Raw genomic sequence first — 23,704 nt, 5'->3', positions numbered from 1 at the left:
CACGAATCCTGTTCAGGATACGGGCAAGACAGTTTAGCAGACCTGCAACTGACTGAATATTCATACACCTGATGGTGCGGGAGGAATTGAAGGGAAATGGTACTGCATGCGGGAAACCTCAGCGGTGGCATCGGTCACCGCGACGGCAGCCAGAAAATACTTCTGGTTGAGGATTCGCGCATGTTTTCGGCGGTGCTATCGCATCGGTTCGAAACCGAACTCGGTCTTGCGGTAACCCATTGCTCTTCATTGAAAGTGCTGAACGAGGTGCTGGCAGGGGCGGATCGCAGCTTCACGATGGCGGTGATCGACCTGAACCTCCCCGACGCTGCTCATGGAGAAGCCCTGGATGTTGCCGTCGCCCATGACATTCCCACCATCGTTTTTACGGCATCTTTCGACTTAGCGACGCGCAATCGCATCATGGAGCGCAATGTCGTCGACTATGTGCTCAAGGATGGCGAGTTCGCCCTCGACAATCTCGTCTCCTCCGTTCGGCGCGCCATTGCCAATCGGTCTGTTCGCGTGATGGTCGTCGATGATGTGCCTTCGGCGCGGAAAATGCTGACGGACTTGCTGCACGCCCAGCAATTCAAGGTCGCTGAAGCCGGCACGGGTGTCGAGGCCCTGGCAATGCTCGAAACATTCGACGACATCGAAATCGTCGTTACCGACTATAATATGCCTGACATGAACGGGCATGAACTGACCCGCCGCATCCGCCACCGCTATGGCTCGGATCGGATGCGGATCATCGGCATTTCGTCTTCGAACGATCGTTTGCTGTCTGCGACATTCCTGAAGGCGGGTGCCAGCGATTTCATCTATCGGCCCTTCGTTCAGGAGGAGCTGCAATGCCGCATCGCATTGAATGTGGAGACGCTGTCGCAGCTGAAGCAATTGCGGGCGGCCGCGGCGAGCGACTATCTGACTGGGCTTTATAACAGGCGCTATTTCTATGATCATGGCCCGCGTCTGGTGAATGAATGCCTGCGTCGTCAGCGTCCGAGCTCCGTTGCCATTCTCGACATCGATCACTTCAAGCATCTGAACGATACTTATGGGCACGAGATCGGAGACCAAGTGCTGAAGGCCGTTGCCGGCAGGCTTCACACGCTTCTGGAAGGCACGGATAATCTGCTCTCCCGCCTTGGGGGCGAAGAGTTTGCCATTCTTTTTGCGGAAATGAATTCGCGTGCGGCAACCGAGCTGTGCGACGAAGTCCGACTCAGCCTTGCGAGCCTGAAGGTTCATGCCGACGACGAAGAGCTTTCGGTGACGGTCTCCATCGGGGTTGCGGAAGTTGCCGGCTACGAGTCCTTCGACAACTATCTCAATGCTGCCGACCAGTTTCTCTACATGGCGAAGCACAATGGCCGAAACCAGGTCTATTCCGATTTCAAGATGGGCCAACAGGCGGCCCAGTAAGCCGCCTGCAATAATCCGATTGCCTTGATTTCCGTCGGTCTCAGACGACGATGCCGGTGCGGTTGGTCGACATGGTCAGCTTGCGCTCTGCGCGCTCCTGCTGCGGCGAGCGATTATAGAGTTCGCGATAACACTTGGAGAAGTGCGAGGCCGATACGAAGCCGCATGCGACCGCCACTTCAACGACCGGCATGGAGGACTGCACCAGTAGATGCCGGGCGCGATCCAGACGAATTTCAAGATAGTAGCGTGCCGGCGAGCGGCCCATTTCCTGCCGGAACAGGCGCTCGATCTGCCGACGCGACAGGCCGGCATCGTCAGCGATTTCCAGCAGCGACAGCGGCTCGGCGAGGTTGCTTTCCATCAGCTCGATAATCGATAGCACCTTGGAGTTCTGCACGCCGAGACGCGCGCGCAGCGGTAGGCGCTGGCGGTCATGCGGGCTGCGGACACGATCGGTCAGCTGCTGTTCGCAGACGCGGTTGACGAGGTTTTCGCCAAAGTCCTGACCGATGAGATTGAGCATCATGTCGAGCGAGGCGGTGCCGCCGGCGCATGTATAGAGGTTGCTGTCGACCTCGTAGAGATCGGCATAGACTTCCGCCTGCGGGAAGGTTTCCGAAAAGCCCGGCAGGTTCTCCCAGTGGATCGCACAGCGCTTGCCGTTCAGCAATCCTGCTTGGGCAAGCACATGCGCGCCCGTACAGAGGCTGCCGACGGCGACGCCGCGATTGTATGTCTCACGCAGCCAGGCATTGACCGACTTGTTGTGGAATTCTTCGACATAGATGCCGGAACAGACCAGCACCATGTTCGGGCGGTTCTCACCGCCCAGATAGCGGCGCTCGTCGGTAAGGGAAGAATTGACCTCCAGCCCGATGCCGCTGGAGGAATAGACTTTCTGACCGTCCGTCGAGGCGAGCCGCCACGTGTAGGCGGGGTAGCCCAGCATGCGATTGGCAATCCGCAGCGTCTCGATCGCGGCGGAAAACGGCAGCATGGTGAAATGCGGAACAAGGAAGAAAACCAGGGAGCGCGTCTTGATCGGGGTCTTGCTCATGTCGTGAAAATCCATGTTCCAGGGCCGTTACGTATTCCTTGCGTCAAATACGCCGGCCCGATGGTCTATACGCGACATTGGCATGGATAATCGCGGCCGCAAAGGGATATTTGCGTCTACTTTGAAAAATACGGCTATGAAGGAGAGAAGCAAAGGGGAAGCGAGCAATATGCTCAAGCGACGAAATATATTTGTGGGTAATTCTCAGGATTAAAATGCGATTCGCATCTTGATGCGTAAATGTTCAAAAGGCGACGCTCGCTTGGGTTGAGCGCCGCCTTCAGCCGTTGTGCTTGCTGATTATCATCGGGTAGCTTTCGGCTTCTTGATTTCGTTTGCGGCCGGCCAGCCCAAGTCCTTGCGCATGTCATCGGACAGAGATTCAAGCTCGCGAAGGGAGCGCCACTGCTGCCAGCGATTAGCGAGGCGAGAAAAGAAGGGCATGTAACTTCCGCCTGACGGAAACGGGTTCCGCGTGCCGGTCTGTCTATAGCTGATGGTCGTCATTTTCAGGGTCCTTTCAGTGTCAACCGCTCAAAATGTCACGGATTTAATATGGGCCTGCCAGATCTATCAATCAAACGAATAGATCTTATAGCTGCCATTAGTATTATTGAACGAACGCAATTTGCCGGGTTTCCGCTCCAGCGCCGACAATGTGCGATCCGGCGGGAGGCCGCGTGCATTGACGTCATCGATCAGATGAGCGGGAAAGCGGGTGGCAATCTCGTCGAGCGTATGCTGCGCCATCCGCTGAATTTTGCGGAGGCGTAAAAGAGAGAAAAGCCGTGAGGCTTCGTCCGATACCATGCCAGCCATGATTTTACTCCTTTGAGGCTGCGATGAATTTCCATTACGTCTAATATGGTGCTTCGTTGACATTCAGACAAATGAAATGATATGGTGCTTAGGATCAGAAAAATTGAAAGGTAATCGATATGACCGTACCGTTCCGCCGGCCCATACCGTTGCTTGACAATGAAGTTCTGCGTACCTTTGTGGCGATTGCCGAAACGGGGAATTTCTCAACCGCGGCCGATGCGGTCTTTCGTACGCCGTCAGCTGTTTCCATGCAGATCAAAAAGCTGGAAGAGCAGCTCGGCGTTACGCTATTCCTGCGCGATGCGCGCTCGGTGAGCCTGACGCAGCACGGGGAGATGCTGCTTTCCTATGCGCGCAATATTCTGGCGCTCTCCAATGAGGCGGTGTCGCGCTTCATCATGCCTGAACTCAGCGGCGTCGTGCGGCTTGGCGCGCCTGACGATATCGGCGAACGCCTGCTGCCGACCATCCTCAAGAGCTTTTCTGAGACATATCCCGGCATCATGGTCGATGTCGTCGTCGATATGAGCATCCAGCTCAAGAAGCGCATCGAGGAACAGCGGCTGGACCTCGCGCTGATCAATTGCGCGACGCGTCCTTTCCCGACCGAGGGTGAGGTCATCTACACGGAGCGTCTCGTCTGGGCCGGTGCCAAGTGCGGCACCGCCTATCGCCGCGATCCGCTGCCGATCTCGATCTGGGAAGAGGGCTGCATCTGGCGGTCTGAAGCCATGGCGCAGCTGGAGCGGCAGAAGCGCGCCTATCGCGTTTCCTATCTCAGCGCCCATACGATGGCGCAGCGCGCCGCGATCGTCTCAGATCTTGCCGTCGCGCCATTCCCGCGCTCCTACATCACCGATGATATGGAAATCCTCGGGCCGAACGAGGGGCTGCCGGAACTGACGTCCTTCGACATTCGTCTGCTGACGGCATCGCAGATGACCGGACCGATGAAAGCGGTGGCAGACAGCATTCGCCAGGCCTTCGTCGAGATCGGGCGCAAAATGGCCGCGTGAACGCGGCCAACCATCTCTTGGACAAATTGCTTTCTTACTCGCGGCTGCGGCGACGCCTGCGGCCGCTGCCTTCTCCGCCATCGTCGGAGATCTGCTTGCGCTCGGGCAAAGTCACTACCTTAGAGAGCTCCGGGAAGGCGTCCACTTTGTTCGGCAGCGCCATGGCGTAGACGAAATGCTCCTGAAACTTTGATTCAAGAGCCGTTTCTATCTTCTCGATTTTCCTGACGGTTTCCTCGATCTCGCGACGATGCCCGCGGTTGAGCAGCGCCATGCGCGCACCGGTGCCGGCGGCATTGCCGACGGCCTTAACCTTGTCGAGTTCGCAGTCGGGAATGAGCCCCAGCACCATCGCATATTTGGGATCGATGAAGGTGCCGAAGGCGCCGGCGAGGCCGATGCGGTCGACATGATCGATGCTCTGCTTGTCCATCAACAGCTTGACGCCGGCATAGAGTGCTGCCTTCGCAAGCTGGATGGCGCGGATATCGTTCTGGGTGACCGTGATGCGCGGTTCGCCATCTCGCAGCAGATAGGAATAGGTTCGGCCATTCTGCAGGATGCGCGGCGAGCGTGCAGCCATCGAGCCATCGACGACGCCATCTTCCGAGATGATGCCGGTCAGGAACATTTCGGCGACGACCTCGATGATGGCCGAACCGCAGATGCCTGTCACACCGACCTTGGCGGCAGCCTCTTCGAAGCCCGGCTCATCCGACCACTGTTCGATGCCGATGACTCGGTAGCGCGGCTCCAGGGTGGCGGGATCGATGCGCACGCGTTCGATCGCGCCGGGAGCGGCGCGCTGACCGCTGGAAATCTCCGCGCCTTCGAAGGCGGGCCCGGTCGGCGAGGAAGCGGCGACGACGCGATGGCGGTTGCCGAGCACGATTTCCGCATTGGTGCCGATATCGACCAGCAGCATCATTTCATCCTGACGATGCGGCCCTTCGGCAAGTGTCGCGGCAGCCGCATCGGCGCCGACATGGCCGGCGATGCAGGGCAGCATGTAGACGCGTGTGCCGGCATTCATCGGCAGGCCGATCTCGGCCGATTTCAGATGCACTGCCCCGGATACGGCAAGCGCGAAGGGCGCACCGCCGAGTTCCGTCGGGTCGATACCGAGGAAAAGATGGTGCATGATCGGGTTGCCGACGAAGACGGCGTTCAAAATATCCTCGCGCGACACATCACCATCAGCGCAGACTTTGTCAATCAAGCCGTTCAAGGCTTCGCGGACGGCGTTGGTCATCGCCTCGCGGCCGTCCGGATTCATCATCACATAGGAGACGCGGCTCATCAGATCCTCGCCGAAGCGGATCTGCGGATTGGAGGCGCCAGCCGAGGCGACGGTTCGGCCCGAGAGCAGCGACGACAGATGCATGGCGATCGTTGTCGAACCGATATCGCAGGCAATGCCATAGGCCTCGTTCTTCAAGCCCGGATAGAGCGCGATGAGGCGAGGGCGTTCGCTCTCCTGATCGCGATGGATGGCGGCCGTCACCTTCCATTCGCCCTTGCGCAGGATCGACTGCACCTGCGGGATGAGGTGGAAATCCACCTCGAGATTGTCGTATTTCCAGTCGGCCGCGATTGCCGCCTTCAGGCGATCGAGATCGCCAAGCGGCTTGTGCATATCGGGCTCCTCGACCTCGACGTAGCACATGTGCACGGCCGGATCGCGGGCTATGACGCGCTCGTCGGCCGCCTTTCGCACCACCTGTGCGTTGATGACGGTATCCTGCGGTACGTCGATGACAAGATCGCCTTGGATGAGGGCGGAGCAGGAGAGCCGGCGGCCTTCGGGCAGGTCGCGCACCTCGGCATAGCGCTTTTCCTTCGGCCCGATCGGCGAAAGATGGTCATTGGCCGAGACGATCTTGTGCTTGGCGAAATTGCCTTCCTGCACGGATACCTGGCAACGCCCGCAGGTCGCGCGGCCGCCGCAGACGCTTTCGACATAGACACCGAGCTGGCGAGCGGCCTCCAGCACAGGTGTTCCCACGGGGAAGTGGCCGCGCTTGCCGGACGGCATGAAAAGGACGAGAGGTTTGGCGCTGTCGCTGGCTTCGGCCACGGATCAGCCTTTCTATTTGCTAAGACGGCGTGCGTTCGAGCGAACGCGCTTGCTATAGGGTTTTATCGCAGCGTGGGTGACCGCATCGACGATGCTGCGCTGGCTTGTCGTGCCCGCGGACGTCAGAGCCGCGAAACCCTGTTGCATCATTGCTGCATTTACGGCAACGGCGCTTTCCGCCGCGGCCATCATCTTTTCGGAAACCATCCGGTTCATTTCGGCGGCATTCACATTGCCGGTCAGCGCGTCCATCCACATCTGCTGCAGCCTGATCGCGATCACGACAGGTGTCTGTAGCCAGAGCGTGGCAAGATCATTGGAAAGGCCGCGACCGGATGACATCTTATTCCCTCGCTGCTCCTGCACCGGCGCGCGCTGCACGACCGCCGCGGCGTCCGCCGCCGGCGGCAGGTGCCGCCGTTGCTGCGGCGGCTGCGACGCCGCCTTCGGCAGGCTTATAATCACGATAGGTCATGATCCAGTTGGTGCAATTGGCGTCCGTACCGTTCAGCACGTTGGCGGCGCGCACGGCCTCCATTTCCTGCGGACGGCAAGGGTTCATGATCGCCGAGGTCATGCCCGCACCAATGACCATCGGGATGAAACCGGCATTGATGCCGTGACGATGCGGCAGGCCGAACGAAATGTTGGAAAGCCCGCAGGTGGTGTTGACCTTCAGTTCGTTGCGCAGGCGATGCAGCAGCGCAAAGACCTGACGGCCCGCATCGCCGAGCGCCCCGATCGGCATGACGAGCGGATCGACGACGATGTCATGCGGCTTGATGCCGTGATCCATGGCGCGCTCGACGATCTTCTTGGCGACCGCGAAACGCACGTCCGGATCCATGGAAATCCCGGTCTCGTCGTTAGAGATGGCGACGACGGGCACGTCGTATTTCTTGACCAGCGGCAGGATGGCTTCGAGCTTTTCCTCTTCGCCCGTGACCGAATTGACCAGCGGGCGGCCCTTGGCAACCTTGAGTGCGGCTTCGATCGCTGCCGTGACCGAGCTGTCGATCGAGAGCGGTACGTCGACCAGACCCTGCACGATCTCCAGCGTCTGCACCAGAAGACCCGGTTCGGTCTCGTTCGGATTGACCGACGTGACGCCCGCATTGACGTCGAGCATGGTTGCACCGGCGGCCACCTGCTCCAGAGCGTCCTTGATGACGGTGTCGAAATTGCCTTCGATCATCTCGGCAGCGAGCTTCTTGCGCCCCGTCGGGTTGATGCGCTCGCCGATCACGCAGAAAGGCTGGTCGAAGCCTATGATGATTTCGCGGGTGGCGGAGGCAACGATGGTACGCGTCATGTCTGATCCTCTGGTCAATTGGCCCGATAGCTGGTCTATCGCGCAGTGATCTGGGTTACAAGCCGGCCGGTTCCTCTCCTGGCCTGCCTCAATCTATCGAATTCAATGCGTCTGCGGCGGCGTATGGTGGGCTGCAATTTCCGCCATCGCCTGCTGGTTCTCTTCCCGGCCTTCGCTGATCTGATGCAGGCGCTCGGCAACCAGGGCATCGGTGCGGCCGGCTTCACGCTTCCAAGGCTGGCGGCCCTTGAGCACGCCGGAATCATGCACCATTTCGGCGACATATTCCTCCTGGCGGTAGGCCATGACGTGAATGCCGGAAACGCCCTCGATCTCCTTCACCTCGTTGATGATGTCGATGCAGAGCTGCTTGCCTTCCTTCTTCTGATCCTGCGCACCTTCAATGCGTTTGATGATTTCATCGGGAATGTGGACACCCGGTACGTTGGAGCGCATCCAGCGGGCCGTCTTTGCCGATGCGAGCGGGCCGACGCCGACGAGAATGAAGCATTTTTCGGTGAGGCCGAGGTCGCGAACCTTCTTCATGTATTCGCGGAACATCGGCACGTCGTAGCAATACTGGCTCTGGACGAACTGCGCCCCGGCCTCGATCTTCTTGGCCAGCCGGTAGGGCCGGAAATCATAAGGCGGTGCGAAGGGATTGATGGCGGCGCCAAGAAAGACCTTCGGCGGCGAGGTCAGCTTGCGGCCGGAGAGGAATTTCGCGTTGTCGCGCATGATGCGCACGGTTTCCAGCAGCGACATGCAATCGAGATCGAAGACCGGCTTGGCGCCCGGTTGATCGCCGGCTTGTACGCCATCACCGGTCAGGCACATGATGTTGCAAACGCCCATGGCGGCTGCGCCCAGCACGTCGCCCTGGATGGCGATGCGATTCTTGTCGCGGCAGGCGATCTGCATGATGGGCGCATAGCCCATGCGTGTCAGCAGGGCGCAAATCCCGACCGAGGACATATGGCAGTTGGCACCCGAAGCGTCGACGGCGTTGATGCCATCGACCCAACCCTCGAAGATAGCCGCGCGCTCGTAGACGTCTTCGGCATTGGCGCTGTCGGGCGGGTTCAATTCGGCTGTCACGGCGAACTCGCCGCGGCGAAGCACGCGTTCCAGCCGCCCGAGCGAAGAGTGGCCGGGCAGGGGATCGAGCGGCAGATGGACGCCAAGCGGGTTTTCATCGATATGCGACATCGCTCAGGCTTCCTTTTTCGCCGTTTCGCGGGCTGCCGCGGCCTCCGCCGTGACGCGAAGCCACGAAGATGTTTCGCGCAGCGACTGGTTCACGGGCTTCTGCACGTTGAGGATCGCGTCCCCGTGGGTCATGTTCCGCGAGCCATTCCAGGCCTGCACCCAGACGCAGGGCATATCGGGCTCCACCTCGCAATTGCCGTTGGCGCGCACGCCGCCGCAGGGGCCATTGCGCAGCTGCTTCGGACAGTTCATCGGACAGGACATGCCCGTCGATGATAGCGCGCACTGGCCGCACATGCGGCAATCGAACAGGAAGCCCTTCACATTGCGTTCGATGAAGGTGATCGGGCGCTCTACGCGGTCATAGCCGAACGCCTTCCACAGCGGATGAAGCAGGAGGAAGGCGTCGGCGAAGCGACGATAGAACCATTCCAAGAAACGTGAGTGACGCACGGCCCAGAGACGGACTGTGTATTTGCGCCGGGCGCGGCGATTGGGCGAAACTCCCGCAGGCGTATAGGCACCGCTGGCCGCTTTTGCGCCCGCGGCGGCATTGCCGGGCTTCTGAACGGCATCAGCCATTATCGCGGCCTCCGGATTTCACCAGAGTCACCAGCCGCTCGCGATCATAAGCTGCCTCGAGCTCGCTCGCCGCCTTGTCTGCTTCGGCTTCGAGATCGTCCGATACCGGCACCGGGTCCGCCTTGCGCCATTCGGCGAGATAATCGTCAGTTTCAGCGGCACCGGTGCGCATGGCGCACATGTCTATTGCTTCGGTAAAGCGCAAAGAAAGCTCGCGTTTTGCCGTCTGCCTACCCTTTTTGATGATCACCTGGGCCGGAATGTCCCGCCAGTAGACGACAATGCGATCCGCCATGCACAAATCTCCTCTTCACGCCAGAATGCACGCCGGCCGACCTCGGGACTGCACTCGCCACGACGCGCCACATGCCGAAAAGCGACGCGAGATGAAAACCTTGTCTGGAAGTATCGCCAAGGCGCCTTATCCTTTGAAACGGCCGGGTTCGAACTGTGATTGAATGTTCTTCCGTCGTCCAGCATGTCGGCCCAGGCAAAGAGGAGGAAGACAGAAAAGCGACGTAGGTGTCGTAATCAGACGGTCAGCAACTCGCGGGCAAGATCGCCGTACCCGGTGTAGCGATATTCGTAGTCCAGTCCGAGATAGGCGGCGGCTTCCTTCGCCTTTGCCTGCAGCGCCGGATCTTCCTCTTGCGAGAGATAGACCACCTTGCGGTAGTTGCCGAAATACATTTCGCGCAACTCGGGATGACGGTCCAAACCTAGCGGGACGATGACGAAGGCTTCGAACTGGCGGGCCAGGAAGTCGGTGAGGAAGAACGAGGTGATATCATCGTCACGCGCCGCGAAGGCCTCGTTGCCGGTAAAGAAGGAATAACAATGCGGTCCGGAAAGCCGCTCTATTCCCTCGCGCTCGCAAATCCTGTCGATATCGCCACCGGTGCCGCAATCGGCATAGCCAATGAAGATCTTTTCGAAGCCGCGCGCGCGGGCATCGGCAATCGCTTCTTCTAGGGCTGGTGCGATCTTCTGCGGATAGGAGTGATAGATTGCGGGAAGACAGTGGAGATCGATGTGATCGAGCCCGTTTATTCGGGTAAGCGCCAGTATTTCGCGCGCGATTGCGCCGCACGCGATCACATGAACCTTTTGCTTTGTTATACGTTTATCGCCCGGAGGGTTCTTCTCCGCATTTTTTTGATCAATATCCACTCAGAGGGGGTTCCCAATCATGACTGCATCGACACTCACGAAAATTGCAGCGGCCTGCGCCGTTCTCATGGTACTTGCTTCCTGCGCCAATACCATACGCGGCGTGGGCAGAGATACTGCAAACGCGGTCCACGCGACGGAGGACGCTGGTCATACCGTCAAGAAGGCGGCTCAATAGTCAATTTGGGATGCCGATGCGCCGGCGGCAACCCATTGGTTATCGCCGGCCATCAGTTTCTTGAAATCAGGCGCCGGCAGCCAGGCTGTTGTGCTTGCGCTTCATGAATTCCTTGGCGGTTTCGACCGCCACGGCGGCGTCGCGGCAATAGGCATCGGCGCCTACGGCCTTGCCGAATTCCTCGTTCAGCGGCGCGCCACCGACCATAACGACGTAGTCATCGCGCAGGCCCTTTTCCTTCAGAGTATCGATGACAACCTTCATGTAGGGCATCGTCGTCGTCAGCAGGGCCGACATGCCGAGAATGTCCGGCTGTTCGCGCTCGATGGCGTCGAGATAGTTTTCGACCGGGTTGTTGATGCCGAGGTCGATGACGTCGAAGCCTGCGCCTTCCATCATCATGCCGACAAGGTTCTTGCCGATGTCATGAATGTCGCCCTTGACGGTGCCGATCACCATTTTGCCGAGCTTCGGCGCGCCGGTCTGCGCCAGAAGCGGACGCAGAATAAACATGCCGGCCTTCATCGCATTGGCGGACAGCAGAACTTCCGGAACGAAGAGAATGCCGTCGCGGAAGTCGATGCCAACGATGCGCATGCCTTCGACCAGCGCTTGGGTCAGAATATCATAGGGCGCCCAGCCACGCTCCAGGAGGATATTGGTGGCTTCCTCGATTTCTTCCTTCAAGCCGTCATACAGGTCGTCATGCATCTGCTGCACGAGCTCTTCGTCAGAAAGTTCCGAGAGAATGATTTCGTCGTCAGACATGCGCTCCATCCCGTTTTCGTGCAATGCATCAGAGACTTGTATAAAACACTGCCGCCATTACGGATAGACCGGAAGGCCGCCAAAACTCTTTTTGAATGCGACGTCGCACGGAACAATCGCGACGGACGAAGAACAGTTGATATTAGCAGCCCATGTCTGTCCTATGCTAATTGCTGGCGCATTAAGGAACGTCCGCTTGGCGGAATCGGGTAGCATGGGGCTTGATAGACGCATCCATGCGCAGGAGTGAGGAAACATCATGGACGATATGATTGAGCAACCGGCTGCAGGCAATGATGGCGGTGGACGGCGTTCGCGCAGCGAGGGCAGGGGTGCGGCAGCGCGGCGTGCTTCGCGCAGTGGCGGTGGGCCGGGTCCTTCGCTCCCCTATATCACCCGCAAGATCGGCGTCTACGAAGTGCTCGACGAAGAGGGCCTGCAGCTCATCGAACGTAACGCCGACACGGTTCTCGAAGAAATCGGCATCGAATTTCGCGACGATGCGGAAGCTCTGGCGCTCTGGAAGGAAGCCGGCGCTGACGTGCGCGGACAACGCGTGCATTTTCCGAGGGGTCTTTGCCGCGAGCTTCTGAAGACGGCTCCGAAGGAATTCACCTGGCACGCCCGCAACAGCGCCCGCAACGCCCATGTCGGCGGCAAGGCGACGATTTTCGCGCCGGTCTATGGCCCGCCCTTCGTCCGCGATCTCGAGGGCAACCGCCGCTATGCGACGATCGAGGATTTCCGCAATTTCGTGAAGCTCGCCTATATGGCGCCGTCGATGCATTCGTCCGGCGGCACGGTGTGCGAGCCTGTCGATATCCCGGTCAACAAGCGCCATCTGGATATGGTCTACAGCCATATCAAATATTCCGACAAGCCGTTCATGGGATCGGTAACCGCACCGGAGCGTGCTGAAGACACGATCGCAATGGCGAAGATCGTCTTTGGCGACGATTTTGTTGAAAACAACTGCGTGACGCTGAACCTTATCAACGCCAATTCGCCTATGGTCTTCGACGAGACAATGGTCGGCGCCTTGAAGGTCTATGCGCGTCACAATCAGGCCTCGGTCATTTCGCCCTTCATTCTCTCGGGCGCAATGAGCCCGGTGACGGTCGCAGGCACGCTGACGCAGATCCTCGCCGAAGTGCTGGCGGGTGCTTCCTTTACGCAGCTGATCCGCATGGGCTCGCCGGTGCTGTTCGGCACTTTCGCAGCATCGATCTCGATGCAGTCGGGGGCGCCGACCTTTGGTACGCCGGAGCCCTCGCTCGTGTCCTACGGCGCGGCACAGCTCGCCCGCCGCCTCGGTCTGCCGTTCCGTACCGGCGGTTCGCTCTGCGGATCGAAGGTGCCAGATGCACAGGCGGCGCATGAATCCGCCAATACGCTGAACATGACGCTGCTGGCCGGCACGAATTTCGTGCTGCATGCGGCGGGATGGCTCGAAGGGGGGCTCGTTTCCTCCTACGAAAAGTTCATGATCGACCAGGATCAGCTCGGCATGATGCAGAAGATGGCCGAAGGGGTGGATCTCTCGGAGAACGGTCAGGCGCTCGATGCTATCCGCGAAGTCGGCCCGGGTAGCCATTATCTCGGCTGCGGCCACACTCAGGCCAACTTCCAATCCGCCTTCTATCGCTCGGCGCTCGCGGACAACAATTCCTTCGAGCAGTGGGAGATCGAAGGCCAGAAGCGCATCGAACAGCGCGCCAACGCGCTTTGCCGTTCCTGGCTCGATCACTACGAAGCGCCGCCGCTCGATCCGGCGATCGACGAGGCTCTTTTGGCCTATATCCAGACGCGCAAGGACTCCATGCCGGACGCTTTCACCTGAAGAGAGCCCGAGGCCGCCAGGGAGCAAGGCGGTGCGACGCGCGTTGCCGACCTCATCCAGAAGGAAGTCTGGCGGCCGCACTATGAATATAAGGGGCCACGGTGAGCCGCGGCCCTCTCATACTCGAACAGCTCCGTGCGGCGCTCGGCGTCGACGGAGTTTTCGTTCGAGGTATAGTGTCCTTCGGCGACGGCGAGGGGCCGCTATTGGCCGATGGCACGGCGGCGCAAAGCGTGGTCCTGCTTGGCAATATCGGCGGCTCGATCTGGATTCCGTTTTCGCGCTGGTGGCAATTGCCCGAGAATGCCGGCCGGCCCGACCCGCTCGACGACTGGTCGAAGACAGTCATCCGACCAGTCGCAAGCAGCTTGGGGGCTACGGCCTATTTTCCTTCGGATCCCCCATGGCTGCCGTTCCAGCGATGGGCCATGCAGGCCGAAGGCTTGAAGGCATCGCCGCTCGGTATCCTCATCCATCCTGTTTATGGCGTGTGGCACGGCTATCGCGGCGCGTTGGGATTTGCAGATGCCATTGAAAATGACTTCGCACCGGCATTTCCTCAGCATCCATGCGATGTATGCGTCGACAAGCCCTGTGTCACTGCCTGCCCGGTAGCGGCCGTAACGACAGCGGGCTTTGATGTTCCAAGCTGTCGCTCGCATTTGCGCACGCGGGAAGGGCAGGCCGACTGCGTGGTCGGTGGTTGTCTCGCACGCAATGCCTGCCCGATCGGGGCCGGCTATCGTTATCCCGCCGAACAACTTGCATTCCATATGGCGGCACTCCAGCTTTAGTTCCCGCGTACTCCTTGTTTCGCCGCATTGCGATGCGTTCTAGCGCTTGTGCTATTGATGCGGAGCTATGCGCTTGATTCGATTGATGCTCATCCTTGCCGTTCTTGCCTTTGCCGCCACCGCCTCGGCCGGCGAGGCCTGCCGCAAGGTTCAGCATCTCGGTGACGGCTACACGGTTTGCACCTTCGATCCCGCCCATTACGACGTCCAGATTTTCCAGAATGACCGCAACGGTAAGCCTTATGGCTCGTTCCGGGCGCTGGAAATGGATCTGCGCCAAGAACGCGTATATGTGCGCTTTGCGATGAACGGCGGCATGTATCTCGACGATCAATCTCCTGTCGGTCTCTTCATCGAAAACGGACGCGAGATAAAGGCGATCAACACCAACAAGGGCTGGGGCAATTTTCATCTCCTGCCGAACGGGGTTTTCTATGTCGACAAAGGCAAGGCCGGGATCATGGAAAGCAAGGCCTTCGCCGCTTCCGGCACCAAACCTTTTTACGCGACGCAGTCCGGCCCGATGCTGGTCATCAGCGGCAGGCTCCATCCGTCATTTCTGGCCGACAGCCCGAGCTTGAAGACGCGAAACGGCGTTGGCGTTACCTCTGACGGCAAGGTCATCTTCGCCATTTCCGATGGACCGGTGCGCTTCCACGATTTTGCGACGCTGTTTCGCGACGATCTGAACTGCCCGAACGCGCTGTTTCTCGACGGCAGCATTTCCAGCGTCGATATCCCGGAATGGCGAAGGCGCGACAGCCTGTTTCCGCTCGGACCGATCATCGCGGTGACGCAAATGCTGCCGGGCTAGGGCAGCTCCAATATATAGACAAGAACGCCTTCACGAAGCTCTCCACCGGCTCTCGGTCTCGCAAGGTTTGAGCAAGGCCCATCACGCAGTTTTCAAGCGAGGGGTTCCAGCGAGTCTTCGAGAAGGATCAACATGCACGCGCAAGCGGAGAAACAGACTGTCGCATCGCATGGCGCGGAACACGCCCTGCCAGCCTTTCCTTTCGGTTGGGAACATCACAAGGATCGGCACTGCATTTGGATCGTCAGCCCAGAGGGCTACGTTCACAGCCGCGCTTTCGAGGATGTTGCCCTCGGCCTTCACTACGCCTTTGCCGAACTCGGTGGCAGTGCGCCTCTGGTTACCAATCCGCGAGATTGGAACGGACGCGTACCGATCGTTTACGGCGCAAATTTGCTGCCCTCGGTCGCGGCGCAATGGCTGCCACCCGAGAGCATCATCGTGAATATGGAGCAGGTCTCGGCTGAAAGCAGTTGGATCAATCATCGATATCTCGGACTGCTCAAGAAATTCGCCGTGCTCGATTACAGCGAGCGCAATCGCCAGGGACTGGCCAGGTTCGGCGTTCCCGCCGAAATTCTCGATGTGGGATACAACGGGCACCTGACGCGTGTGCCCCAAGCGCCGGTGAAGGATATCGACGTTCTCTTTTACGGCTCGGTCAACGAACGCCGCAAGAATGTGCTGGTGGCGCTGCAAGCAAGCGGGCTGAACCTCGTTCACCTGTTCGGTGTCTACGGCACCGAGCGCGACGCTTTCATCGGGCGCTCCAAAATCGTCCTCAACGTGCATCATTTCGACGCCGCGATCTTCGAGATTTGCCGCGTTTCCTTCCTGCTTGCCAATGGCGCCTGCGTCGTCAGCGAGGGCAATATCCACGACCCGGAAGTGGCTGCTTTTGCCGAGGGAATGGCGTTTTGCAATTATGATCGGCTTGTCGAAACCTGCGTCGAACTCGTTCGCGATGACGAGAGACGGTCGGCAATTGCGAGCCGCGGCTTCGGACTCATGTGCGAGCGCCAGCAGGCGACTATTCTTTCCGCTTTGATGGCGAGGGGCGGCTAGGTTTTTTAGAGCATTTTGGCGGCGAACCGGGCGCCTGTGGCGGGTGGATCGGCAAACGACATGTGAAGGCGGACTGCGACTATGACTGGAAATGAAACGATCTACATCCTCTGCCCACCGAATCATATGACGGGCGGCCCGGAAGCCCTTCACCAACTTTGCGCAAGGCTGACCAAAATCGGGCGCAGCGCCAGGATGGTCTATACCAACGGTTCCGATCACTCCCTGATGCCGTCCCCCGATGGGGAAACCACAATGGTATTTCGGGAATACGAGAATGCCGTTCATCCGCAATATCGGGCCTACGCGACCGAAAGCTCGGACTATATCATCGACAACGAAAACGCGATCGTGGTGTTTCCGGAGATATGGCCGCATCTGATTCCACTCTTCAAGAAGGCGACTAAAGCCTATTGGTGGCTGAGTTTCGATTACGGCATGCGGCATCTGATGCCGCTGGGCGGTGTACCGTTCCTTCTGGAGAACGACTGCAAGATGCTGTCGCAATCCTCCTATGCCACGGCACAGCTCGGTATTTTGGGCTTCAGCGATGTCTTGCGGATCTCGGATTTTACGACACTGGCAAACAACGTGGCGCCACAGCCGATTCAGCAGCGGCGCGATCTGGTTCTGTTCAACAACAAGGCCGAGGCTTTCGGGCGCCAACTGGCGACCATGTCTCCGCAATATGAATTCAAGATCCTCAGCAATATGTCGCCGACGGAAGTCCATCAAAACATGGCGCAAGCCAAGCTTTACGTCGACTTTGGTCCACATGCCGGCAAGGATCGCATGCCGCGCGAAGCGGCGCTGCTCGGATGCTGCGTGATCACCGGTCGGAACGGCTCGGCCAGCAATTTCGAGGATTTGCCCATTCCGGCTAAATACAAGTTTGGCAATCATCCCCAACGAACGCACGAGATTTCAAGAGCGATCGATGACGTGATCCAGAATTTCCCGGAGAGATTCGAGGATTTCGGTGTCTATCGGCGCTCTATTGCCGTCGAAGAGACAAAGTTCGAATTGGAGGTCTTCAGTGTATTCGGGCAGGTCTGATCGAAAGTTGGCGGCAAGAAGGTTGGTCTCGCGATCATGATCAATTTCGCCGATGTTGACTTGCTTGTGGTTGGCGCCGGTTTTTATGGCGCGACCCTCGCGGAGCGGGTGGCCAACGAGCTGCAGAAGAACGTGCTTCTGATCGACCGCCGGAAACATGTCGGCGGCAATGCCTATAGCGAGTTCGACAGCGAGACCGGTATCGAGGTTCACCGCTACGGCGCGCATCTCTTTCATACGCCGAACGAACTCGTCTGGACCTATCTCAACAGGTTCACCGCATTCACCGACTATAAGCATCGTGTCTATTCGACCTATCGCGATCAAGTCTATTCGATGCCGATCAACCTCGGCACGATCTCGCAATTCTTCAATCGACGCCTTTCGCCCGACCAGGCGAGGGCACTGATTGCGGACCAGGCGGCGGAAATGGCCGGCCGCCATCCGGCCAATCTGGAAGAGAAGGCGATTTCTCTGATCGGCCGGTCCTTGTATGAGGCGTTCATTCGTGGCTATACGGCCAAGCAGTGGCAAACGGATCCGCGTGACCTGCCCGAACACATCATTACGCGCCTGCCGGTCCGCTACACCTTCGACAATCGCTATTTCAACGACAAGTATGAGGGCCTGCCGGTCGACGGGTATACGGCGATTTTCGAGAGGATGCTGAAGCATCCGAAGATCCGAATTGCCCTGGGCGTCGATTTCTTCTCGCTGAAATCAACGCTGCCAGCCGGGCTTCCGATCGTCTATACCGGCCCGATCGACCGCTATTTCGATTATTCCGAAGGCGAGTTGGGCTGGCGCACCATCGACTTTGAGAAGGAGACGCTGAACACCGGCGACTTCCAAGGGATGGCGGTCATGAATTATGCCGATGAAACAATCCCCTACACGCGTATCCTAGAGTTTCGGCATTTCAATCCCGAGCGAAGCTACCAGACCGAAAAGACGGTCGTTGTGCGGGAATATTCACGATCGGCGAAGCGCGTCGATGAACCCTATTATCCAATCGACACGCGTCAGGACAAGGAGATCTTCCTGCGCTATCGCGAGCGGGCCGAGGCGGAGGCGAATGTCCATTTCGGCGGCCGGCTCGGCACCTACCGATATCTCGATATGCACCAAGCCATCGGCGCTGCCTTGAAGGCCTTCGACAGCCGGATTGTTCCGCATTTCACCGAGGGCCGCGCTATCGGCGGTGAAAGATAGGGGATCGCCCGTTACGCGCCGATATTCGGCGCGTAACTGTCGGCAGTGCCGAACAAAGCTCAAGGCGAAAATACCCGATTCGCAGGGGGAAGCTCGGTTGTCGGGCTTTCCTGAGATTGCTTAGGAGCGCCGGCGACGCTCACGCGCCGGAGCGGCGCCGCCTTCGTTGGCCGTCTTGTTGCGCATGGGGCCAATCCGCTCGATGATCGTCTCCAGCGTCGGGCGAGCGCCGGGCACGTAGCTGTCCAGCGCTTCCCGCATGGCGGCCAAATGGCCGCAGGAGGTGCCGCAGCATCCGCCGATGATCTTGGCCCCGGCATCGCGGGCAAGGCGTGCATAGTCGGCCATCAGCGGCGGTGTGCCGGAATAATGGATCTCTGCGCCACGATATTCGGGAATGCCGCAATTACCCTTGACGATAACGATGGCGGCCGGGTCTGCCTCCGTCATGTCGAGGAGGCTGGACAGGATATCCGATGCGCCCACGCCGCAATTGGCGCCGACCGCGAGCGGCCCTGCACCAATATCGGTGGCGACGGCATGAATATCCTTCGGGTGTAGGCCCATCATCGTCTTGCCGGCCGTGTCGAACGAGCCGGTATACGTATAGGGCAAGCCGACCTTCGCAGCGGCTTCGGCAGCAGCGCGGATCTCGTCCGGCGAAGACATGGTTTCGATCCAGGCAACATCGGCACCGCCGGCCTGAAGGCCTTCCATCTGCTCGACGAAGGCTGCGACGGCGTCTTCATAGGTCAAGGCGCCGAGCGGCATCAGCAACTCGCCCGTTGGCCCCACCGAGCCGCCGACGATGACCTTGCGGCTGGCCTTGTCGGCAACGGCACGGGCGATCTCGGCCGCCGTCTTATTGAGACTGTGCACGCGATCCTGAGCATGATGAAGCTTGAGGCGATGGCGCGTGCCGCCGAAGGTATTGGTGAGGATGATGTCGGCGCCGGCATCGACGAAATCCTGATGCAGCTTCCTGATCCGGTCGGGATGCTGTTCGTTCCAGAGCTCGGGCGCTTCGCCGGCCTCCAGGCCCATGGCAAAGAGGTTCGTGCCGGTTGCGCCGTCGGCAAGCAGTACGCCTTTTTCGGCAAGCAGATCGGTCAAGGGATTGGTGGCGACGGTCATAGTGTGTCCTCGGATGCGGCGGCTCTAAAGAGTGTCAAATGCAGATATAAACATTTCTTTATGTGAACACAACGACAAGATGGCTGCCCCATATGTCGACGCGGCAACAAGACAGAAAAAGCGCCCCCGTAAGGGCGCTTTGTCACTTGAGATGAAAATCGCGCCGTCAGGCTGCTGCCATTTCTGCCGTGTCGTGTGTCGTGGGCGTGACCATGGCGGCGATGATGCTTTGCAGATCGATCGTACCGATAGGCTTGCCGCTCGCATCCGTGACGACGGCTCCTGTCTGGCCCGCCTCGGTGATCTGCTTGGCGGCGACTTCCAGCGTCATGTCGCCAGGCACGCGCACGCCGCCAGGCTCGCCGGCAAGCGGCTTCATGATCGTCTGGGCCTGGATGACGCGGCCGCGGTTCACTTCTTTCACGAAGGCCGTGATATAGTCGTCGGCAGGCTGCAGCACGATCTCCTGACCGGAGCCTTGCTGCACGACCTTGCCGTCGCGCAGGATTGCGATCTTATCGCCAAGGCGCAGGGCTTCGTCGAGATCGTGAGTGATGAAGACGACAGTCTTCTTCAACTCCTTCTGCAGATCGAGCAGCACCGTCTGCATATCCACGCGGATCAGCGGATCGAGCGCCGAATAGGCTTCGTCCATCAGCAGAATGTCGGCATCGTTCGTCAGCGCCCGGGCAAGGCCGACGCGTTGCTGCATGCCGCCGGAAAGCTGGTTCGGATAGTGCCTTTCGAACCCTCTCAGTCCGACGCGTTCGATCCAATACTGACCCTTCTTTTCGCTTTCGGAGCGCGGCACGCCCTGGATATCCAGGCCGTAGATCGTATTCTCGATCACCGTGCGGTGCGGCAGCAGTGCAAATTTCTGGAATACCATCGCCGTCCTGTGGCGGCGGAATTCGCGCAGGTCGTTTTCGTTCATCTTGCAAACGTCGACGCCGTCATAGAGCACTTCGCCGGCGGTCGGCTCGATCAGGCGGTTGATGTGACGGATCAGCGTCGATTTGCCCGAGCCGGAAAGGCCCATGACGACGGTGATGGCACCGGCCGGCATGTCGATGTTGATATCCTGCAGGCCGAGCACATGACCATGCGTCTCGTTGAGTTCGGCTTTACCCAAGCCGTTCTTGACCTGGTCGACATAGTCGCGTCCGCGAGGGCCGAAAATCTTGTAGAGGTTTTTTATCTGGATCGCGTGACTAGCCATGGATGACCTCCGAGTGCTTCTGGAGCCGTCTGCCATAGGCCTGGCTCGTTCGGTCGAAAATGATGGCGATGGCGACCAGTGCGAAACCGTTGAGGAAACCGACGGTGAAGAACTGATTGTTGATCGCCTGCAGCGTATTTCGGCCGAGCCCGCCGACGCCGACCATGGAGGCGACGACGACCATAGCGAGCGACATCATGATGGTCTGGTTGATGCCGGCCATGATGGTGGGCAGTGCGAGCGGGATCTGCACGTTGAACAGCTTCTGGCGATGCGACGACCCGAAAGCGTCGGCGGCTTCCAGCACTTCCTTGTCCACGAGGCGGATGCCGAGATTGGTCAGGCGGATCATCGGTGGGACGGCATAGATGACGACGGCGATAAGACCGGGCACCTTGCCGATGCCGAAGATGACGACGACCGGGATCAGATAAACGAAGCTCGGCATGGTCTGCATGACATCGAGGATCGGATTGACGATCGATTGCAGCCGGTCTGAGCGCGCCATCAATATGCCGATCGGCAGGCCAATGACGATGGCGATCAGCGTACAGACCGTTACCATCGCGAGCGTGATCATCGTGTCGGTCCAGAGGCCGCAGACGCCGATGAGGATCATGGAGATCGCGGTGCCGGCAACAATTTTCAGGTTGCGGCTTGCTGCATAGACGACGAGCATCATCACGATGAGTACGATGAACCAAGGCGTATTGGTAAATGCCCATTCGAGATAGTTCAGAAACCATTGCAGCGGCTGCACGATGGCATCGATGAGAGTGCCGTAGGCGCGTACGGACGCCCTGAAGCCGTCGTCGATATTCTTGCGCGCGAGGCGTATGAGCGATTCATCTATTGCCGGAAAGTTGCAGAGCACATTCGGCAGGATCGTACACTGGATAGCCATGTATTTCCCCTTCTTGGTCCGGTTTTGTCCCGCTCCGCCCGTGTGGCCTTCACGTGTGGATGGCTTGCAGCGCTGCGACCGGTTCTTCAGGCTGCCCTTGCATTCTTACTATATTCGCCACCATCAATCTGCACTCGTTGCGACCTTGTGCCGAGCCGCACTGTCGGTATGAGCGTCGTTTGGGTTGTTCTGCGCGAATATGAAATCGGCGGCAGGCACGAGGCCACCGCCGATTCAGCAACATGGATCAGAGCGAAGCCTTGATCTTGGTGGCGACGTCCGGAGCGACCCACTTGGTCCACATATCGGGGTAGGTCTTGAGGAAGTACTTGGCGCCGTCCTCGTTCGTGCCCTGATTATCGGTCATCCAGGCGAGAACCTTGCCGACGGTGGCGTTATCCCACTTGCGGGTCTTCATGTAGTCCATGGCGATGCCGGCCTTTGCGGCAAAGTCCTTGGTCACGACGGTATAGACGTCCGAAACCGGATAGGAGTTCACCTTCGGATTGGCGCAATCCTGCTGCGACGTGCAGGCATCCCAATCCTTCTTGTCATGCGGCACGTTGAAGCTCAGGCGAACCATCTCGTACTTGCCGAGGATGGCTGTCGGAGCCCAATAGTAGCCGAGCCAGCCGGTCTTCTTTTCGAAGGCATTGGCGATCGAACCGTCGAGACCTGCGGCGGAGCCGGTATCGACAAGGGTGAAGCCGAGTTTGTCGGCGCCAAGAGCCTTGTAGAGGTTGGTCGTGGAGATCTGGCAGTTCCAACCTGCCGGGCAGTCATAGACGGCACCCTTGGACGGATCTTCGGGGGCAGGGAAAAGTTCGGGATGCTTGAGGGCGTCCTGAACGGTCTTGATGTCCGGATGGGCGTCGGCGAGGAACTTCGGAATCCACCAGCCTTCGACGCCGCCGTCGCTCAGAAGCGGTGCGGCCACGATCAGGCGGCCCTCGGATACGGCCTTGTCGAGCGCGGTGCGCACAGCGTTGACCCAAAGCTCTGGTGCGACGTCAGGCTGACCTTTTTCGTTCATGGAGGCAAAGGTCGGCTGTGTATCGCCGGTTACCAGAGTGACATTGCAGCCGTAACCGTTCTGCAGGATGATCTTGTCGACCTGCGCGGCAACGCCTGCGGATGCCCAGTTCATTTCAGCAATGGATACACTGCCGCAATCCGCAGCGTGCGCCGAGCCAGCCAAAGCATAGGCGCCGAATGCGAATATGGCTGAAGCGAGAAGCTTCTTCATTGATATCGTCTCCCAATTTTTCGTTACGTTGCGGAAATCGACCCTAATGCGTTCGATTTCTATCGATCCCCTGTCAGCGCGGTCCAATTGCAACCGTTCATACGCCGCTGACGACGCCCGTACGGTCCCCTTTGCTGCCGTCGTGCATTTGGTCTTTTTGCGACCGCTGAACTTTATCGCGGCCGGGCATTCTTTGCATCGACATCAGGCAGCGTAAGGATTTGGATGAAGAAATCAACAGCCGGTCGGCCGATGGACGTTATCGTGTCTCTTGGAGAAGCTTAATTAAGCGCCTGAATTAGCCTATTTTCTGCCATTCGTGGCTGTAAAACGTCCATCACATGGCTTCCTCAAAGCTTTGCCACCCAGGCGGATTTGAATGGTGCTCAAATATCGTGTCCCTGGAAGACGTTTTATATCTCATTTGCGTCGTTTGCGATTTCTCAACGCAAAGCGGAAAATTTTCAAAAAATTTTCAGATTCACTCTAATTTAAGCACTTAATAACCCTCCAGTAACGATGTCGGTATATCAATCGATGCGTGGCGGGGGACAACCGCTGCTTCCCTGGATCAGGTATAGCGTACCGGGGAATGCGAACCTTGCGGTGTATGTGCAGGGAAGCCGGCGTTTTTGGCAAACCGCGTCGATCTCCGGATCGCGCGGTTTTCGCGCTTTAAAGAGTGCCGTTACAGGACAGTTTTCTGTGTGAGAGCGGCAATCCGCTCCGATCCCGACATTGAGCAAAAATATAGCCGCCGATGCTATCGCATGGCGGCTTCTCGTGTGTTGGACTGGC

The 23,704-nt window shown here is 58.9% G+C and carries 24 protein-coding genes; 9 read left to right on the top strand and 15 right to left on the bottom strand.

Annotation, left to right across the window (positions count from 1 at the left end; all coding sequences use genetic code 11):
* Positions 1-96: 96 nt before the first annotated feature.
* Positions 97-1,428, top strand: a complete 1,332-nt coding sequence (locus tag FHT85_RS01615) for a diguanylate cyclase (protein WP_112411829.1) — start codon at positions 97-99, stop codon at positions 1,426-1,428.
* Positions 1,429-1,468: 40 nt separating this feature from the next.
* On the opposite strand, the gene FHT85_RS01610 is transcribed toward FHT85_RS01615, so the two are convergent.
* The 3 genes from FHT85_RS01610 to FHT85_RS01605 all read right to left on the bottom strand — a co-directional run bounded on the left by FHT85_RS01610 (position 1,469) and on the right by FHT85_RS01605 (position 3,307).
* Entirely contained in the window at positions 1,469-2,488 is a 1,020-nt protein-coding gene (locus FHT85_RS01610; protein ID WP_348627044.1) for a GlxA family transcriptional regulator, read from the bottom strand.
* A gap of 303 nt (positions 2,489-2,791) precedes the next feature.
* On the bottom strand, positions 2,792-2,932 hold the full coding sequence (locus FHT85_RS30375; protein ID WP_233789767.1) for a DUF1127 domain-containing protein: 141 nt from the start codon (positions 2,930-2,932) through the stop codon (positions 2,792-2,794).
* A 129-nt stretch (positions 2,933-3,061) separates the two neighbouring features.
* The gene (locus FHT85_RS01605) at positions 3,062-3,307 is read right to left on the bottom strand and encodes a hypothetical protein (protein ID WP_015340230.1); all 246 of its coding nucleotides are present in this window, start codon (positions 3,305-3,307) and stop codon (positions 3,062-3,064) included.
* A gap of 119 nt (positions 3,308-3,426) precedes the next feature.
* On the opposite strand from FHT85_RS01605, the gene FHT85_RS01600 reads away from it, so the two are divergent.
* Complete coding sequence (locus FHT85_RS01600) at positions 3,427-4,326, top strand: LysR family transcriptional regulator (protein ID WP_015340229.1); 900 nt, start codon at positions 3,427-3,429, stop codon at positions 4,324-4,326.
* Between the two features lie 34 nt (positions 4,327-4,360).
* Here FHT85_RS01600 and FHT85_RS01595 read toward each other — a convergent pair whose 3' ends face one another.
* From FHT85_RS01595 to FHT85_RS01565, 7 genes are all read right to left on the bottom strand, one after another.
* Positions 4,361-6,361, bottom strand: a complete 2,001-nt coding sequence (locus tag FHT85_RS01595) for an ASKHA domain-containing protein (RefSeq protein WP_112334820.1) — start codon at positions 6,359-6,361, stop codon at positions 4,361-4,363.
* Between the two features lie 54 nt (positions 6,362-6,415).
* Positions 6,416-6,745 carry a hypothetical protein gene (locus FHT85_RS01590; protein WP_112334602.1) on the bottom strand — a complete coding sequence of 110 codons (330 nt, stop codon included), beginning with the start codon at positions 6,743-6,745 and terminating at the stop codon, positions 6,416-6,418.
* Between the two features lies 1 nt (position 6,746).
* A complete protein-coding gene (locus FHT85_RS01585) occupies positions 6,747-7,715 on the bottom strand; it encodes a methyltetrahydrofolate cobalamin methyltransferase (protein ID WP_015340226.1) in 969 nt (322 codons plus the stop codon).
* 102 nt (positions 7,716-7,817) lie between these two features.
* Entirely contained in the window at positions 7,818-8,924 is a 1,107-nt protein-coding gene (locus FHT85_RS01580; RefSeq protein ID WP_112334603.1) for a methylenetetrahydrofolate reductase, read from the bottom strand.
* Positions 8,925-8,927: 3 nt separating this feature from the next.
* Complete coding sequence (locus FHT85_RS01575; RefSeq protein ID WP_112334604.1) at positions 8,928-9,506, bottom strand: methylenetetrahydrofolate reductase C-terminal domain-containing protein; 579 nt, start codon at positions 9,504-9,506, stop codon at positions 8,928-8,930.
* A complete protein-coding gene (locus FHT85_RS01570) occupies positions 9,499-9,801 on the bottom strand; it encodes a virulence factor (protein ID WP_112334605.1) in 303 nt (100 codons plus the stop codon). Before FHT85_RS01570 ends, FHT85_RS01575 begins: the two co-directional genes overlap by 8 nt.
* Before the next feature lie 236 nt (positions 9,802-10,037).
* The gene (locus FHT85_RS01565) at positions 10,038-10,676 is read right to left on the bottom strand and encodes a DUF1638 domain-containing protein (protein ID WP_162709708.1); all 639 of its coding nucleotides are present in this window, start codon (positions 10,674-10,676) and stop codon (positions 10,038-10,040) included.
* A 19-nt stretch (positions 10,677-10,695) separates the two neighbouring features.
* Here FHT85_RS01565 and FHT85_RS30370 point away from each other — a divergent pair, with 19 nt between their 5' ends.
* The gene (locus FHT85_RS30370) at positions 10,696-10,854 is read left to right on the top strand and encodes an entericidin A/B family lipoprotein (RefSeq protein ID WP_112334606.1); all 159 of its coding nucleotides are present in this window, start codon (positions 10,696-10,698) and stop codon (positions 10,852-10,854) included.
* Between the two features lie 66 nt (positions 10,855-10,920).
* Here the strand turns inward: FHT85_RS30370 and FHT85_RS01560 are convergent, their stop codons facing one another.
* Positions 10,921-11,622, bottom strand: coding sequence for a corrinoid protein (locus FHT85_RS01560; RefSeq protein ID WP_112411952.1), 702 nt, complete (start codon positions 11,620-11,622; stop codon positions 10,921-10,923).
* Positions 11,623-11,881: 259 nt separating this feature from the next.
* Here FHT85_RS01560 and FHT85_RS01555 point away from each other — a divergent pair, with 259 nt between their 5' ends.
* The 6 genes from FHT85_RS01555 (at position 11,882) to glf (ending at position 18,403) form a co-directional block, all read left to right on the top strand.
* Positions 11,882-13,462 (top strand): trimethylamine methyltransferase family protein, encoded by a 1,581-nt coding sequence (locus FHT85_RS01555; RefSeq protein ID WP_112411831.1) that lies wholly within the window; start codon positions 11,882-11,884, stop codon positions 13,460-13,462.
* 101 nt (positions 13,463-13,563) lie between these two features.
* Entirely contained in the window at positions 13,564-14,256 is a 693-nt protein-coding gene (locus FHT85_RS01550; protein ID WP_112411832.1) for a 4Fe-4S dicluster domain-containing protein, read from the top strand.
* 67 nt (positions 14,257-14,323) lie between these two features.
* Complete coding sequence (locus FHT85_RS01545; RefSeq protein WP_409527312.1) at positions 14,324-15,070, top strand: phosphodiester glycosidase family protein; 747 nt, start codon at positions 14,324-14,326, stop codon at positions 15,068-15,070.
* Positions 15,071-15,202: 132 nt separating this feature from the next.
* A complete protein-coding gene (locus FHT85_RS01540; RefSeq protein WP_112411833.1) occupies positions 15,203-16,135 on the top strand; it encodes a hypothetical protein in 933 nt (310 codons plus the stop codon).
* A 255-nt stretch (positions 16,136-16,390) separates the two neighbouring features.
* The gene (locus tag FHT85_RS01535; protein WP_162709710.1) at positions 16,391-17,191 is read left to right on the top strand and encodes a hypothetical protein; all 801 of its coding nucleotides are present in this window, start codon (positions 16,391-16,393) and stop codon (positions 17,189-17,191) included.
* Between the two features lie 36 nt (positions 17,192-17,227).
* Positions 17,228-18,403, top strand: a complete 1,176-nt coding sequence (gene glf, locus FHT85_RS01530) for a UDP-galactopyranose mutase (protein WP_183773942.1) — start codon at positions 17,228-17,230, stop codon at positions 18,401-18,403.
* 120 nt (positions 18,404-18,523) lie between these two features.
* On the opposite strand, the gene bmt is transcribed toward glf, so the two are convergent.
* From bmt to FHT85_RS01510, 4 genes are all read right to left on the bottom strand, one after another.
* Positions 18,524-19,537 carry a betaine--homocysteine S-methyltransferase gene (bmt, locus tag FHT85_RS01525; protein ID WP_112334611.1) on the bottom strand — a complete coding sequence of 338 codons (1,014 nt, stop codon included), beginning with the start codon at positions 19,535-19,537 and terminating at the stop codon, positions 18,524-18,526.
* A gap of 166 nt (positions 19,538-19,703) precedes the next feature.
* The gene (locus FHT85_RS01520; RefSeq protein WP_112411835.1) at positions 19,704-20,756 is read right to left on the bottom strand and encodes a glycine betaine/L-proline ABC transporter ATP-binding protein; all 1,053 of its coding nucleotides are present in this window, start codon (positions 20,754-20,756) and stop codon (positions 19,704-19,706) included.
* Entirely contained in the window at positions 20,749-21,660 is a 912-nt protein-coding gene (locus tag FHT85_RS01515; protein WP_112334613.1) for an ABC transporter permease, read from the bottom strand. The genes FHT85_RS01520 and FHT85_RS01515 overlap by 8 nt, the downstream gene beginning before the upstream one ends.
* A 247-nt stretch (positions 21,661-21,907) precedes the next feature.
* The gene (locus FHT85_RS01510) at positions 21,908-22,906 is read right to left on the bottom strand and encodes an ABC transporter substrate-binding protein (protein WP_112334614.1); all 999 of its coding nucleotides are present in this window, start codon (positions 22,904-22,906) and stop codon (positions 21,908-21,910) included.
* Positions 22,907-23,704: the final 798 nt, after the last annotated feature.

This window comes from Rhizobium sp. BK312, assembly GCF_014193605.1.
GTDB lineage: Bacteria > Pseudomonadota > Alphaproteobacteria > Rhizobiales > Rhizobiaceae > Rhizobium.
This window is presented reverse-complemented; position numbering and strand designations above follow the sequence as displayed.